The sequence below is a fragment of the Chryseobacterium vaccae genome, from assembly GCF_009602705.1.
Classification (GTDB): Bacteria; Bacteroidota; Bacteroidia; order Flavobacteriales; family Weeksellaceae; genus Chryseobacterium; species Chryseobacterium vaccae.
On sequence record NZ_VSWH01000001.1, the window covers coordinates 1,542,617 to 1,557,558 of the forward strand.

Annotated in this window: 13 protein-coding genes; 7 read left to right on the forward strand and 6 right to left on the reverse strand. The window is 37.4% G+C overall.

Annotation, left to right across the window (positions count from 1 at the left end):
• Positions 1-130: 130 nt before the first annotated feature.
• Genes FW768_RS06990 through FW768_RS07000 form a run of 3 tightly spaced genes read left to right on the forward strand, consistent with a single transcriptional unit; the run spans position 131 to position 3,448 of the window.
• Positions 131-1,528, forward strand: a complete 1,398-nt coding sequence (locus tag FW768_RS06990; protein ID WP_153394032.1) for a Gfo/Idh/MocA family protein — start codon at positions 131-133, stop codon at positions 1,526-1,528.
• On the forward strand, positions 1,518-2,426 hold the full coding sequence (locus FW768_RS06995; RefSeq protein WP_153394034.1) for a nucleotidyltransferase family protein: 909 nt from the start codon (positions 1,518-1,520) through the stop codon (positions 2,424-2,426). The genes FW768_RS06990 and FW768_RS06995 overlap by 11 nt, the downstream gene beginning before the upstream one ends.
• Positions 2,417-3,448, forward strand: a complete 1,032-nt coding sequence (locus tag FW768_RS07000) for a phosphotransferase enzyme family protein (protein ID WP_153394036.1) — start codon at positions 2,417-2,419, stop codon at positions 3,446-3,448. The genes FW768_RS06995 and FW768_RS07000 overlap by 10 nt, the downstream gene beginning before the upstream one ends.
• 499 nt (positions 3,449-3,947) lie before the next feature.
• Here the strand turns inward: FW768_RS07000 and FW768_RS07005 are convergent, their stop codons facing one another.
• From FW768_RS07005 to FW768_RS07030, 6 genes are all read right to left on the reverse strand, one after another.
• The gene (locus FW768_RS07005) at positions 3,948-4,439 is read right to left on the reverse strand and encodes a DNA-deoxyinosine glycosylase (protein WP_153394038.1); all 492 of its coding nucleotides are present in this window, start codon (positions 4,437-4,439) and stop codon (positions 3,948-3,950) included.
• 83 nt (positions 4,440-4,522) lie between these two features.
• Positions 4,523-6,517, reverse strand: a complete 1,995-nt coding sequence (locus FW768_RS07010; protein ID WP_153394040.1) for a S9 family peptidase — start codon at positions 6,515-6,517, stop codon at positions 4,523-4,525.
• Positions 6,518-6,895: 378 nt separating this feature from the next.
• Positions 6,896-7,240 (reverse strand): phage holin family protein, encoded by a 345-nt coding sequence (locus FW768_RS07015; RefSeq protein ID WP_062696468.1) that lies wholly within the window; start codon positions 7,238-7,240, stop codon positions 6,896-6,898.
• Between the two features lie 108 nt (positions 7,241-7,348).
• Positions 7,349-7,771, reverse strand: coding sequence for a PaaI family thioesterase (locus tag FW768_RS07020; RefSeq protein ID WP_153394042.1), 423 nt, complete (start codon positions 7,769-7,771; stop codon positions 7,349-7,351).
• Between the two features lie 75 nt (positions 7,772-7,846).
• Positions 7,847-8,302, reverse strand: coding sequence for a hypothetical protein (locus tag FW768_RS07025; RefSeq protein ID WP_153394044.1), 456 nt, complete (start codon positions 8,300-8,302; stop codon positions 7,847-7,849).
• A gap of 65 nt (positions 8,303-8,367) precedes the next feature.
• Positions 8,368-10,494 carry a type IA DNA topoisomerase gene (locus FW768_RS07030; protein ID WP_153394046.1) on the reverse strand — a complete coding sequence of 709 codons (2,127 nt, stop codon included), beginning with the start codon at positions 10,492-10,494 and terminating at the stop codon, positions 8,368-8,370.
• Positions 10,495-11,380: 886 nt separating this feature from the next.
• Between FW768_RS07030 and FW768_RS07035 the strand changes: the two genes are divergently transcribed.
• From FW768_RS07035 to metQ, 4 genes are read left to right on the forward strand one after another with little or no spacing between them, the layout of a single operon-like run.
• The gene (locus tag FW768_RS07035; protein WP_153394048.1) at positions 11,381-12,373 is read left to right on the forward strand and encodes an EamA family transporter; all 993 of its coding nucleotides are present in this window, start codon (positions 11,381-11,383) and stop codon (positions 12,371-12,373) included.
• A 19-nt stretch (positions 12,374-12,392) separates the two neighbouring features.
• Positions 12,393-13,421 (forward strand): methionine ABC transporter ATP-binding protein, encoded by a 1,029-nt coding sequence (locus tag FW768_RS07040; RefSeq protein WP_153394050.1) that lies wholly within the window; start codon positions 12,393-12,395, stop codon positions 13,419-13,421.
• Positions 13,414-14,070 (forward strand): methionine ABC transporter permease MetI, encoded by a 657-nt coding sequence (gene metI, locus FW768_RS07045; protein WP_153394052.1) that lies wholly within the window; start codon positions 13,414-13,416, stop codon positions 14,068-14,070. Before FW768_RS07040 ends, metI begins: the two co-directional genes overlap by 8 nt.
• A gap of 26 nt (positions 14,071-14,096) precedes the next feature.
• Positions 14,097-14,903 (forward strand): methionine ABC transporter substrate-binding lipoprotein MetQ, encoded by an 807-nt coding sequence (gene metQ / locus FW768_RS07050; protein WP_153394054.1) that lies wholly within the window; start codon positions 14,097-14,099, stop codon positions 14,901-14,903.
• Positions 14,904-14,942 lie beyond the last annotated feature (39 nt).

Sequence of the window (14,942 nt, forward strand, 5' to 3'; positions counted from 1 at the left end):
AAGGACCAGCTCTGGCTGCTTGTTTATTTTTTAGTTACCATTTTTATGCTATTATTCTCCAGTCTTTGAACCAGTAGCCCCCACTCCATCGCTGTCTGCAAAAGTTTTAATATATTTAGAAAAAAAATAGATGGACAATCATACTTCCCGCAGAAACTTTATTAAAACAGCTGCTCTGGCAAGCTTTGGTGCTTTAGTTCTGCCCAATTCGTTATTTGCCTATTCCAATGATTTTAAAACAGATAAAAAAGTTCGCGTAGGATTTATTGGCGTAGGACTTCGCGGACAGGAACATGTAAAATTGCTGGCAAAACGTAATGATGTAGAAATTGTAGCGTTTGCAGATCCGGATAAAAGAATGCTTGCCGCTTCTCAAAAGATATTAAAAGACAATAACAAATCAGCTGCTCAGGAGTATTCTAACGGTGACTATGATTATCGGAATCTCTTAAAATTAAAAACAATAGATGCTGTTGTTATTGCTACTCCATGGGAATGGCATCTTCCTCAGGGTGTAGAAGCGATGCGTGCTAAAAAGATTGTTGGCATGGAGGTTTCAGGAGCCATAAAACTTCAGGACTGCTGGGAGTTTGTAAAAGTATATGAGGAAACAAAAGTTCCTATTTTCATGATGGAAAATGTCTGTTACCGCAGAGATATCATGGCCATTCTGAATATGGTTCGTAAGGGAATGTTCGGAGAGCTGGTTCATGGAAGAGGCGGATATCAGCATGATTTAAGAGGTGTTCTTTTCAATGACGGGGTTACTCCTTACAATTCCGGGGCTGAATTCGGAGATAAAGGTTTCAGTGAAGCGAAATGGAGAACGGAACATTATGTAAAGCGTAACGGAGAATTATATCCTACCCATGGATTAGGTCCGGTTGCCATGATGATGGACATCAACCGCGGGAACCGTCTGACAAGGCTTTCTTCATTCTCTTCAAAGTCTGTAGGGCTACATAAATATATTACAGAACATGCTAAAGGAGGAGAAAATCATCCGAATGCCAAGGTAAAATTCAACCAGGGAGATATTGTAACCACTCAAATTGCATGTGCTAATGGAGAAACGATCCTTTTAACCCATGACACCAGCTTACAGAGACCTTATGATTTAGGCTTCAGAGTACAGGGAACTGAAGGATTATGGCAGGATTTCGGCTGGGGAGATTTTAACCAGGGGCATATTTATTTTGAAAAAACAATGAACCACAGCCATCGCTGGGAGAATACGGAAAAATGGATGAAAGAATACGACCATCCTATGTGGAAGAAGTTCGAAAGTACAGCTGCCGGAGCCGGACATGGCGGAATGGATTTCTTTGTGATGAATACTTTTATTGAATGTATCAAACGAAATATAGAATTCCCGATGGATGTTTATGATCTTGCGTTATGGTATTCTATCACTCCGCTGAGTGAAGAATCTATTGCCAAAGGAGGACAAGTGGTAGATATCCCTGATTTCACCAACGGAAAATGGAAAACCCGTAAACCTGTATTTGGAATGACTGATGAGTTCTAAAAAAGCACTGCTCATATTAGCTGGCGGATTAGGAAGCCGTTACAAAGGACTGAAACAGGTAGACGGAATATTCGATAACGGATCTCCTATTTTGGAGTACTCTATCTACGATGCGCTGGAAGCCGGCTTTCGGAAAATCGTTATTATTGTCAATAAACTGATTCCCCAAAGTTATATTGACCGGCTCAACAACATTTCTGAAACCAAAAATTTTGAGCTCCACTGGATATATCAGGAAATCAACAGTATTCCGTTACAGGGCTTCGATTATCCTGCGCGTGAAAAACCATGGGGGACTGCCCACGCTGTTCTTTGCGCCAAATATACAATACAGGAACCCTTCGTAATGATCAATGCGGATGATTTTTATGGAAAGGAAGCTTATCAGCTGGCTGCTGATGAAATTGACCACCATCATATTTCAGAATCGCAGTTCGGAATGGTTGCCTATCCTGTAGGCACAACATTAAGCGGCCATGGAGCAGTAGCGAGAGGAATATGTACACTGGATCCTGAACATTACCTGATTAGCGTAGAAGAACAGACTTCCATTCAAAAACTCAACGGTTCCATTATTTATAACGAGAACGGAGAGAATATACAGTTATCCCCCGATACCCTTGTATCTATGAATTTCTTCATTTTCAATCCACATATTTTCTGCTTTCTGGAGGCTTACTTTTATGATTTCATAGAATCTGAGCCGGGACCCGGCCAGGAATTTTATATTCCTTCCGCAGTTCAGAGAATGATAGATGAAAAGGAAATAAAGGTCCTGGTAAAGGCTTCCCCTTCACATTGGATGGGAGTTACGTATGCTGATGACAAAAAGAATATTAAGGATTTTCTGCTATCGGAGATTCGAAACAACAGATACCCGGAAGATTTATGGAAATAAATGATATTGTAACTCAATTTATAGGAACGAAAAATTATGCCCTCTCTCCTATCAATGACGGCCTGATCAATACCACTTATCTTTTAGAGGATTCAGACCGCAAGAAAAAATTTATCCTGCAAAAGATCAACCATCATGTTTTCAAACAACCTGAGATGATTATCAGCAACCATTTAGCAGTTAATCAGCTTCTGGAAAACGGGAATTATCCATTACAGCTTATCATTCCAATCCCCTCTTTAAACGGAAATTTTATTGCAAAAGATCAAGAAGGCGGATCATGGAGAATGACCGGTTTTATAGAAGATACGACAACTTTTTTCAGGATTCCGGATGCAGAAACAGCGTATGCATCAGCAAAAGCAATAGGTTGTTTCCTCAATACCATCAATACCGGAAACATTCCTGAAATCCGAACTCCGCTTCCTGATTTTGTTAACTTTGAAAAAAGGATTTCAGATTACAAGATTGCTTTACATAAAACGGAAAGCACTTTGATAAAGACTGCTTCTGCTGAAATTGAAACCACCAATCAGCTTCTTCCATTTCCCCAACAATGGATTGATATGGAAAGCAGCGGTTCCCTTCCCAAAAGGATTATTCACGGAGATCCGAATGTAAGAAATATCCTCTTCAAGAATTCCAAACCTTTAGCTATTATTGATCTGGATACCATCATGGTTTCTACTTTACTGTATGATTTTGGAGATATAGCCCGATCTTATACCAATACTACAGTTGAAGATGACGGAACGGCCACAGACAATTTCAATGCAGAAATATACGAAGCTGTAAAAGAGGGTTTTTTATCTGATTTAAAAGAAAAACTGGTTCCTGAAGAAATTAATAATCTGGATTACGCGGCACAGGTTGTCATTTATATTCAGGCCGTGCGCTTTTTGACAGATTACCTGAATGGGAGTACTTATTATTCCATACAATATCCTGAACATAATCTGGACAGAACAAAAAATCAGCTGGAGCTGTTGAAAGGATTAAGGAAATACTTAAATGGTAATTGATTTCTGTCTTTCGCTGAATGTTGGACCATAAAGGCTACAACTTTACACTTTAGTAGAAGTAAGCTTAAAAGCTTTGTGCATAAAAGTTCACTTAAGCTTTTAAAAATCTACGATTTTTATGTATTTGACAGTGTGAAATTTTATCGTAAATAAAATCATTGCGACTTATACCCATAAAGCTGGTGAAAAAATAGCGCCTGTGCCAAACCCCAACAAAAACATATAAATAAAAAAACTGTGTAATCTACACGATCTGTGGGAAACAGAAATGAATGTTGGAAAACGCCAAAGGACGCAAGGATTTTGACCTATTATGCTGTCTTTAAGACGCAAGAAAATCAAAGATTTTCAGCAAGTTTGTATACAAAATATTCAGATCAAATTTTATTGGAGATAAAATCATTGCGCCTTATTTATACGGCCTCAAAAATTATTTTGCGGCTTTGCGAATTCCAGCAAGAAAATCGGCAGAATCCGTGACATCTACGAGAGATAAAAACTATTTCAGGAAATCCAGAATTTTCGTCCATTCCCCTAATTTTTTCTCAAAAGATATCGTGTGAAGCGGGCTGGTAGATGGCAGTAAAAAGATTGGCAACCTATAGTTTTTCCCTAATAATTTCTGTAAGTTTTTGTAGGATTTCCCACCATTGCAGAAAATAGCTTTAACGTTTGGATATTCTTCCAGAAGTTCGGCAATCTGATTAGCTTCTTCATTTCTGATCTCAGAATCCAGGCTCCCTTTTCTTTCACAGGAATCAATGACATCCCAAAGAGCGATGTGATGTTTCTTCAGAATCTCAGTTCTTTTAGTATAGCTTTCTGTAACCTCTTCATTCAGCAGTTCAAAGATAATTTTCCAGAATTTGTTTTGCGGATGAGCATAATATTGTTGTTTCTCCAGAGATTTCACACCGGGAATTGAGCCTAAAATTAAAATTTCAGATTGGTTATCAATAAGGGGTAAAAATGAGGAAATACGGTTTTGCATATTCAAATATATAAATTTTGGCTAAAGCCTTTAGATTTTTTCAATATAAAAAAAGCGGGCTAAAGCCCGCTTGTATTGATCTATTACAATGTTTCTTTCAACCAGTCGAAGAATTCTCTCTGCCATACCAATCCGTTTTGTGGATGAAGTACCCAGTGGTTTTCATTCGGGAAATATACCAGTTTAGATTTTAATCCTTTTAATTTCGCAGCCTGGAAAGCTTCCTGCCCCTGCTCGTAAGGTACACGGAAATCAATTCCACCCTGAACAATCATGATAGGCTTGTTCCATTTATCTACAAAATTGCTTGGATTGAATTCTGTGTATGCTTTTGGCTGTGGTTTTTCCCATGGAGAACCGATGTCCCAGTTGGCAAACCAAAGTTCTTCCGTTGTCAGATACCATGATTTCATATCAAATAATCCATCGTGTGCGATGAATGTTTTGAATCTGTTTTCGTGGATTCCTGCTAACATGAATACGCTGTACCCTCCATAGCTTGCTCCTACTGCTGCTACTCTGTCTCCGTCTACGTATGGTAATGTTTTTGCGTAGTCTGTTGCTGCCAGATAATCTCTCATTGGCTGTCCGCCCCAGTCTTTTGAGATATCTTCATTCCATTTTGTTCCCCATCCCGGCATTCCTCTTCTGTTAGGTGCTACTACGATGTAATCGTTGGCTGTCATTAAGGCAAAGTTCCATCTAACGCTGAAATATTGTGTCAATGCAGATTGCGGACCTCCCTGACAATATACCAGTGTGGGATATTTTTTATTCGGATCGAAGTTCGGTGGATAGTGAAACCATACTCCCATTTCTTTACCATCGGAAGTTTTCACCATTTTAAGTTCAGATTTTCCCTGAGCCAGCTTTGCATAAGCATCTTTGTTCGCTTCGGTAACCTGCTTCATTTCTCCATTTTTAACATTAACAGAGAATAATTCCGTGGCGTGGTTTACGTCTGTTCTTCCTACTAAAAGTGAAGTTTTATTATCAGTGAAAATTTCGTTAACATCGAAATCTCCTTTGGTAATCTGCTGTACTTTTGCCAATTTAGAATCTAATGAGAAAAGCTGTTTTGTTCCTCTGTATGCGGCTGTAAAGTAGATTGTTTTTGAATCTGCTCCCCAAAGAACATCTCCGGAAACACTTTCATCCCAGGCTGCTGTTAGATTCGTTGTTTTCCCGGTTTTCCAATCCATGATTTTTACATCATTTTTATCCGCTTCATAACCGTCTCTGGCCATGCTCTGCCAGATTAAAGATTTACCATCCGGACTGAATTTAGGGTTTACATCATAGCCTTTATTGGATTCTGTAAGGTTTTTAGTAGTCCCTGAAGCCATATCATAGGCAAAGATATCTGTATTGGTACTTGTTGCATATTCTTTACCGCTTTTAGGTTTTGTAACGTATAAAAGCTGTGCAGAATCCGGGCTCCAGATAAAATCTTCAGCTCCACCGAAAGGTCTCTGGGGAGAATCCCATGTCTTCCCTTCCAATAGATCTTTTGCACCGTCTACTTTATCAGAAGTATTAACAACAAATACGTGGTTGTATTTTCCTTCATTGAAGTAATCCCAATGTCTGTGATTCAGATCGGTGTATACCTGAGCAGTTGTTTTTGGGGTATCGGCATATTTATCTTTCCCCATTAATTTCTCCACTAAAACCTGCTTACTAAAAGCAATTCTTTTCCCGTCCGGAGAAATAACAATATTATCAACCTCTCCGATAGTATAAAATTCACTCCATGTTTTTCCGGCATCTTTTGAAAGGTAGATTTTGTCTCCTTCCTGAGCATAGATTCCATTTTTATCCCATTGGATCAAAGATTTTTTACCGAAATCGATTTTGGAAGACTGATGATTAAGAACGTTCAGAAAATAGTTCTCACTTTTTGTTTTTTCTGTTTTCAGATCTACCTGCCCTACTTTATAAATAAGGGAAGCCTGATCCGGTGAAACTGCCTGTACTCCAACTTTTTTCAAAGTCCAAAGAATTTCAGGCGTCATTACTTGTTGTGCATTCATTAAGAGCGGAGCTGCTAGAGCCAGCAGACTGTACTTAAGTTTCATATGTTGATATTCATTTTTAACGGATGTGTACTCATGTTAATTCATACATTCCTATTATTAAATTCAAAGATTGCCAAAGTTAGTACTTAAAATAAAGATTAACGAAATAATTAACATTAAAATTAGGACTATCGTGAAATCAGGATGGAAGATGGAAGAAGGAGGCTGGAAGTTACTTTCGGTTATAGATATTGAAGGTCACTGTAAAATCAAATTATCTTAAAATAGTTCAACACTTATTTTGGGTTGCTTTCATAGCTTCTCTTTTTCAGCATCCTGCTTCAACCCCGTCTAAAAACACCTGAGTACTCTTACCGTTTCCAACAAAAAAGTCCGCCGGCATTACACCAGCGGACTTTATAACTTTATTTGAATCAATTAATCTCCATCTGAGAACATTGAATTGGCCAAAGAGGTGACGATTGATAAGAGTATACTAAAGATAAATGCCCACCAGAAGCCATCTACCACCATACTGTTTATAAAGTAATCCGCAATAAGGATAATGGCTGCATTAATAACCAATGCAAAGAATCCTAACGTGATAATAGTCAGTGGAAGTCCGAATAAGCTTAAAATAGGCTTAACAAATATGTTCAGGACTCCCAGTACAATAGCAAAAATAATGGCTGAAGAAAATCCTTCAAAATGTACTCCCGGTAAAATTTTCGTTAAAAGATAGGCAACTATTGCCGTTACGAACAATCGGATAATTAAGTTCATATCGTAAATTTTTAATGTTTATGGGGGATATGGAGCAAAAGCTATTCCATTCCGGTTAAAGAAATTCTGTAAACCCTTTTATTCAGGGATTTTTTTTATGATCAGGGATTATTTTATTTTCATCATCGTAACCAATGAAGTAGCCACATGACTTTCTGAATCACCGCTTTCATTCTGAACATAAATTTCGGTTCTGACTACAATAATCTTCCCACCACCTTTGATTACATAAGATTTTGAAACAAGGGCATCACCGATAGCCGGACGCAGGTAATTCACCTTCAGTTCCACCGTAACCACATAACAGTCTTCCGGATAATGGCTTACCGAGGCATATCCCGAGGAAACATCCACCAATGAAGCAATCATGGCCCCATTGAACATTCCTGCTTTTCGGGTCATCATGTCCATTTTAGGAATTTTAATGGATACGAAATCCGTTTCCACCTCCAGCAGTTCTGCTTTATAGAATTTTAAAGTTTCTGAACGGCTGAAGCTGTCGGTCATGAGTTTCTTTTTCTCTGGTGTCATTATCTTTTTAATTTGATGTAAATTTAAAGATAGATTTAAAAGAATTAGTATTTAAATGTTCCAATAAATTTTCTGTTATAAAGAATCAACTATAACAGCTGCCGAATCTATATCGGTATAAGTTGCTACTTCTCCATTGCAAAAAGATTCATATATTAACTCTCCTATACTATTAGGTATCGGTCTTTCGCGATAAATTGATCTATCTCCACTTGAAATTACTTTTCCTTTCGAATCATAGACTACATAATCTTCAATTGAGTAATATTTTGAATATTTACTACAATCACATTTCCAATATTCTAAAATATCTTTACTGGAACTTGTTATTATTTTACCTTTACTATTCTTTACCTTCTTTGGAAAATCATGAAATTTGACCCAACCACTTGATGAACTTGTATTCTCTTTATAAATAACAGTTTCTTTACTCCTATAAATTTCAAAAAAGTCAGTTTTAATGGATACAAAGCTTGCAAAACAACAAATAACTCCGATAAAAATGATCAAATAAATAAATGGTGATTTCATGTTAATTATTAGTTTAATCAAAAATAATAAAGATTTTACAAATAGATATTATTTTGAGAAATAGTTTAGTTTAATTCTATTTGAAAAATTTCAGTCAAAGACAGAACTCCTTCTGCCAAATCTTCAGGATGCGTGCTAAAGCCTTTAAGCTTTGAAGTTTTTCCTTTTACAACCAGATCCATCAATTGTTTATCTGAAAGCTTCTTCCCAAAAATTTCAAAACTAATTTTAAAACCGCAGTTTTTGAAGTCGGAACAACCGACTGCTGTTTTCCCTTTCATCAGGGTATGGTCTTTACATTTCGGGCATTTTGTTTCCTCCCAGGACTGAAGTTCTTTTTTCTGTGCAGGTTCTCTTTTTTTCTTTTCCTTTACTTCTTCTTTCTCTTCTTCCTGCAGGGTAATCACTTTTCCTTTTCCGTAGACTACTTTTGCAGTCAGCTCTGTTACCATCTGGATCAGTTCTTCTTTAAAAAGATTGGCTTCATATTCCCCTTTCTCAATTTTACGGAGTTTTGACTCCCATTCTCCGGTTAATTCCGGGCTCTTTAAAAGCTCGTCTTCGATGGTATCAATCAGTTGGATTCCGGTTTGAGTAGCAATCAGGTTTTTCCTTTTCTTTTCGATGTATTTTCTTTTGAAAAGGGTTTCAATAATGTTGGCCCGGGTAGATGGCCTCCCGATTCCGTTATTCTTTAATAATTCCCGAAGTTCTTCATCTTCTACCTGTTTTCCGGCCGTTTCCATTGCTCTAAGCAGGGTTGCTTCCGTATAAGGTTTTGGAGGGGAAGTTTTCCCCTGGTGGATCATAGGATCGTGAGGGCCTGTTTCACCAGCAATAAATTCAGGTATGGTTTGTTCTTCTTCCTTTTCTTTTTCTTTATCTGTAGGTTCTTCTTTGGGTTCTTTTGAATAAACAGCTCTCCATCCCGGTTCCAGAATCTGCCTTCCGCTGGTTTTGAAAGGGATGGTTCCTACTTTTCCTTCTACTAAAGTATTTGAAATTTTACATTCAGGGTAGAAAACGGCAATAAAACGTTTGGCAATCAGGTCATAGATTAGTTTTTCTTCCCTGCTCAGGTTTTGAGAAGGAGGAATTTCGGTAGGGATAATCGCATGGTGATCCGTCACTTTTGTATCATCAAAAACAGCTTTTGATTTGGGAATAGGGGCTTCAAGCAATGGGGCAATCAAATCCTGATAAGGGTACATTTTCTGAAGGATACCTTCTATTTTCGGATATAAACTTTCGGATAGATAAGTGGTATCAACACGCGGATAAGTCACATGCTTTTTTTCGTAAAGACTCTGAATATAATTCAATGTATTTTCTGCAGAATAGCCGTATTTTTTGTTGGCTTCTACCTGAAGTCCGGTCAGGTCAAAAAGTCTTGGGTTCTTTTCCTTCCCTTCTTTAATTTCAAAGGAAACGATTTCAAAGGGATTAACCTTAAGATATTCCAATCCTTTTTCGGCACGCTCCAAAGTTTTTAAACGGTCAATGGCAGCATTGAAAATAACATCTCTGTATTTTGTTTTAAGCTCCCAGTATTCTTCTGTGGTAAAGGCATCAATTTCTTTCTGACGCTGTACCAGCATGGCTAATGTTGGGGTCTGCACTCTTCCGATAGAAAGAACGGCTTTATTTCCGCCAAATTTTTTAGTAAAAAGCCTTGTTGCGTTAATTCCCAGTAACCAATCTCCGATGGCTCTGGCATTTCCGGCAAGATACAGGTTCTTATAATCTTCGGCAGGTTTCAGGCTTGCAAAACCTTCTTTAATGGCTTCTTCCGTTAGTGAAGATATCCATAAACGCTGAATAGGTTTGTTACATTTTGCCTTCTGCAATACCCATCGCTGGATGAGTTCTCCCTCCTGCCCGGCATCCCCGCAGTTAATGACCTCATCACATTCCTCAACTAATTTTTCAATTACTTTAAACTGGTTTTCAACGCCTTTATTCGGGATTAGCTTTATGCCAAAACTGTTGGGAATAATTGGCAGCAGAAATAAATTCCAGGATTTATATTGAGGACCGTAATCGTGAGGTTCTTTCAGGGTACAAAGATGTCCGAACGTCCATGTCACGCAATAGCCGTTCCCTTCCATATAGCCTTGTTTAGGCGTAGTAGCGCCCAATACTTTGGCAATATCTCTGGCAACACTGGGTTTCTCGGCAATACATAATTTCATGAACTCGGGTTTATTGAAGGAGTGCAAAAATCGGGATTTTTTTTGACTTTAGCTAATTTTGTTAAACATCAACAGCTAATAATTCACAGCCAAAATGCGGAGGAATCTCTTCTGCTGATATGTAAGAGAATTCGGTCTCAAACAAAGAAAAAATATATTCTTAATATTGGAGGTAAAATGAATTTGTATCTATTTTTTTGCCGCTAATGCACGAATAATTTTGGATAACTTTTTTATTAGCTCTCTGATTTTGCAGAGCATGCAGAATGTTTTATATATTGTTGTTTTGTTGGGCGCAATTTGTTTTTTTATATCGGATAAATAAAGCGCTAGGATTTTATCTCCGATAAAATTGTATATCACATAATCAAGCCTAAATCTTGCTAAAAATTTTTGATTTTTTTGCGCCTTAAAAGCAGCATAACAACAACATCTACTTTTAACTAATTCTCATAAATTTCAATTTATTTTATGTTTTTCATAACCTTAATTATTAATGAAAATGAATGAAATTTGATTAAAATAAAATTTAACAAGCAGTTATTCTTTTATAATATTGAAAAAAATAAAAACATAAATAACTAATATACAATCAATTAAACTATTAACAATAAATTAATATTTAAAAACCCTACTTTTTTAGTGGACTAATAAAAATTATATTATATATTTGCAAACGTATTCAGGAAATAAAACAAAATGAAGGCAGAATTAAAAAATAATTCAATAACGAAACATAGCATCAAAAAAATGATGATGTGGATCCGTATGCCTATACATCAGGAATATTGTGGATGACCTTAACTTTATATGACATATTTTTTAAAGGCTCTACAACACTGTAGAGCCTTTTTCATTAAAAACGAACAACATTAAAAAAATAAAAATGAACAATTCTAAAAACAAATGGCTGGTTCCATTGGCTTTTACAAACATCTATGTAATATGGGGAATTACGTTTTTAGCTATTTCATTTGGCTTGAAAGGCTTTCCCCCATTCATACTTTCCGGATTGAGGTTTCTGGTAGCAGGCATTCTGATGATCGGATATCTGCTCTCTAAGGGAGAAAAAGCAAACGCTCTGGTTAACTGGAAAAAGAATGCCATCACCGGAATCCTTATTCTTACAGGAGGAACAGGACTTGTGGCATGGGGAGAACAATATGTAACCGCTTCAGAGGCGGCAATATCCATTGCTACCGGACCATTTTGGTTTATTGCTATCGACAGAAAAAACTGGAAATATTATTTTTCAGATAAGTTCATTCCAATAGGTTTGGTTATTGGTTTTGTTGGATTGGTATTATTTCTGAAAGGAAGTGTACATTCCGCTCATGCAGCAGTTGACGGAAATCTTCGTATCACCGCATTTGTGGTATTAGGCTTAAGTTCTGTAGCCTGGGTATTAGGTTCATTATATTCTAAGAAAAATCCTGCTTCCCAATCTACTTTTATGAATATTGCCCAACAGCTTATCATAGCCGGATTAGCCTCTTTTCTTATCGCTTTTTTAAGAAAAGAATGGACCGGTTTTTCCGTTTCAGCGGTTCCGTTATCGGCTTGGCTGGGCGTTCTGTTTTTGATTTTCTTTGGATCGATAGTCGCTTATTTGTCGTACATTTGGCTCTTGTCCGTGAAGCCCGCTGCCCTGGTAAGCACCCATACCTATATTAATCCTATTGTTACAGTGATTGCTGGCTGGATTGTTGCTCATCAAAGCATTAACGGAGGTCAGCTATATGGTTTATCCATCATATTGCTGGGGGTACTTCTTACAAATGTTACCAAGTACTTCAAACTTTCGAAACGGTCAAAGGTTAAAATCAGACGGGTAAGAAGATTTTTTAATAGAACAAATAAGCGGTTTCAGCCTGTTTAAAATAGTATAAAGCATCAGAATGATAGAAATTAAAAATATATCAAAAACTTTTCACCAGAAAAAACAGTCCTTTAAAGCACTGGATCAGGTGAGCCTCAATATAGAGAAAGGTGATATCGTAGGAATTATAGGATTTTCCGGTGCAGGAAAAAGTACGCTGATTCGTACAGTTAATCTTCTGGAAAGGCCAGATGAAGGCCAGATCATCATTAATGGCAAGGATTTTACCCGGTTAAGTTCAAAACAACTGGCCGAAGAGCGTAAAAAAATAGGAATGATCTTTCAGCATTTCAATCTGCTTTCTTCGAGAACTGTCTTTGGTAATATTGCGCTTCCTTTGGAACTGGATCATCTCAATAAAGACCAGATCAGCAAAAAGGTACATGAGCTATTGAAAATCGTAGGTCTTGAAGATAAAGCCCACGATTATCCCAGAAGTCTTTCCGGGGGCCAGAAACAAAGGGTAGCCATCGCAAGGGCATTAGCCAATGATCCTCACCTTCTGCTCTGTGATGAAGCAACCAGCGCTCTTGATCCTGTTACCACACAGTCTATTTTACAGCTGTTAAGAGATATCAACCAGAGATTAGGAATTACCATCCTTTTGATTACGCATGAGATGGAGGTCATTAAAGCAGTCTGCAATCATGTTGCTGTTATCGACCACGGAAAATTATTAGCTAAAGGAACTTTAAGTGAGATTATTTCGGATAAAGAAAATCCGGTGATCCGACAATTTATAAATTCAGATGTCATGACCTTGCCACAGGAACTCAATAACAGACTACAGAAAGAGCCCAAAGAAGGTTTATTTCCACTGGTCGAAATAGAACTTAACGAAAATATCAGTGTTGAAGAACTTCTTTCAACTTTATATTCCCAATATAAAATTCCTTATAAACTTTTGAAAGCTGATGTGGAATATCTTGGCCATTCCAATTTTGGAAAATTGCTGCTGCAGCTTCAGGGAGGAGCGGAAGAAAACCAACAGGCCATCTATTATTTCAATCAGAATAAAATTCAAAATACAGTAAAAGGATATGCTTAGTGATACGGTAATTGCTCTTTTGGCAAAAGGAGCCTGGGAAACAGTTTACATGACTTTTGTATCCGGATTTTTCGGATTTGTTTTAGGTCTTCCCGTTGGGATTATGCTTTTTTTAACCAGAAAAGGACAATTGTTGGAAAATACATTCTATCACAGAACACTTTCTGTTGTGGTGAATATTTTCCGTGCTATTCCTTTTATCATTTTAATTGTATGGATGATTCCTTTTACAAGAATCCTGGCCGGAACTTCTATTGGCGTCAATGCAGCTTTGGTTCCTTTGAGTATCGGAGCTGCTCCGTTTATTGCAAGATTGGTGGAAAATAGTCTTCTTGAAGTTCCTCATGGCTTAATAGAAACAGCCAGAGCTTTGGGAGCGTCACCATTCCAGATTATCAGGAAAGTATTGCTTCCGGAGGCCCTTCCTTCTCTTATCAATAATGCAACCATCACATTGATTACTTTAGTGGGGTACTCTGCTATGGGAGGAGCTGTAGGTGCCGGCGGATTAGGGCAGGTTGGCTATCAGTACGGATACATCGGCTATGATATTGTCATTATGAATACAGTCCTCATATTGCTTGTATTATTAGTGTTTATCATACAATTTTTAGGCGACAGACTGTCAAAAAAATTTGACCATAGGTAGTATTTTAAAGTGAGAATAATAAAATAATGAAAAAAATAAAGATCTTAGGTGTATTGGCTGCCGGAATACTTCTGTTTTCAGCATGTTCCGGAAGGAAAGATGATCCTAATTTTATCCGGGTAGGCATAACGTACGGCCCAGAGCAGGAAATTGCCGAAGTTGCTAAAAAGGTGGCTAAGGAAAAATATAACCTTGAAGTAGAACTGATCCCTTTCAATGATTATGTAGTTCCCAATGAAGCATTAACCAATGGTGATATTGATGCCAATGCTTTCCAGCATGTACCTTACTTAACAGAACAGTCGAAACAGAGAGGATATAATTTAGCGGTTGTAGGCAATACTTTCGTCTACCCTATCATTGCCTATTCTAAAAAAATTAAAAATATCAGCCAGCTTCAGGAGGGAAATACAATTGTTATTCCTAATGATCCAACCAACGGAGGACGTTCCTTGCTTCTGCTTCAAAAAAGTGGTTTACTGAAATTAAAAGACGGTGTAGGACTTCTTCCAAAAGTGACTGATATTACAGAGAATCCGAAGCAGCTTAAAATCATGGAAATTGAAGGTGCCCAGATCCCAAGAGTACTGGACGACAGAGATGTTGTGGTAGGAATTATCAATAATAATTTTGCCGTTCAGGCCGGTTTGGATTCTGAAAAACAGGCTATTCTTAAAGAAGATAAAGATTCCCCTTACGTAAATGTAGTGGTGGCAAGACAGGACAATAAGAACAGTCAGAAAGTAAAAAACTTTGTAAAAGCCTATGAATCTGATGAAGTGGAGAAGAAAGCCAAAGAAATTTTCAAAGGAGGCGCTGTAAAGGGATGGTAATGAATATTTTGAATATTTTCAATCCGAAGAACCCGAATT

Excerpts from the sequence above, each read along its gene's own strand:
- FW768_RS07035 (WP_153394048.1), top strand. The coding sequence starts at position 11,381 with ATGAACAATTCTAAAAACAAATGGCTGGTTCCATTGGCTTTTACAAAC.
- FW768_RS07020 (WP_153394042.1), bottom strand. The coding sequence starts at position 7,771 with ATGACACCAGAGAAAAAGAAACTCATGACCGACAGCTTCAGCCGTTCA.
- metI (WP_153394052.1), top strand. The coding sequence starts at position 13,414 with ATGCTTAGTGATACGGTAATTGCTCTTTTGGCAAAAGGAGCCTGGGAA.
- FW768_RS06995 (WP_153394034.1), top strand. The coding sequence starts at position 1,518 with ATGAGTTCTAAAAAAGCACTGCTCATATTAGCTGGCGGATTAGGAAGC.
- FW768_RS07025 (WP_153394044.1), bottom strand. The coding sequence starts at position 8,302 with ATGAAATCACCATTTATTTATTTGATCATTTTTATCGGAGTTATTTGT.
- FW768_RS07010 (WP_153394040.1), bottom strand. The coding sequence starts at position 6,517 with ATGAAACTTAAGTACAGTCTGCTGGCTCTAGCAGCTCCGCTCTTAATG.
- FW768_RS07015 (WP_062696468.1), bottom strand. The coding sequence starts at position 7,240 with ATGAACTTAATTATCCGATTGTTCGTAACGGCAATAGTTGCCTATCTT.
- FW768_RS07040 (WP_153394050.1), top strand. The coding sequence starts at position 12,393 with ATGATAGAAATTAAAAATATATCAAAAACTTTTCACCAGAAAAAACAG.
- FW768_RS07000 (WP_153394036.1), top strand. The coding sequence starts at position 2,417 with ATGGAAATAAATGATATTGTAACTCAATTTATAGGAACGAAAAATTAT.
- metQ (WP_153394054.1), top strand. The coding sequence starts at position 14,097 with ATGAAAAAAATAAAGATCTTAGGTGTATTGGCTGCCGGAATACTTCTG.
- FW768_RS07005 (WP_153394038.1), bottom strand. The coding sequence starts at position 4,439 with ATGCAAAACCGTATTTCCTCATTTTTACCCCTTATTGATAACCAATCT.
- FW768_RS06990 (WP_153394032.1), top strand. The coding sequence starts at position 131 with ATGGACAATCATACTTCCCGCAGAAACTTTATTAAAACAGCTGCTCTG.
- FW768_RS07030 (WP_153394046.1), bottom strand. The coding sequence starts at position 10,494 with ATGAAATTATGTATTGCCGAGAAACCCAGTGTTGCCAGAGATATTGCC.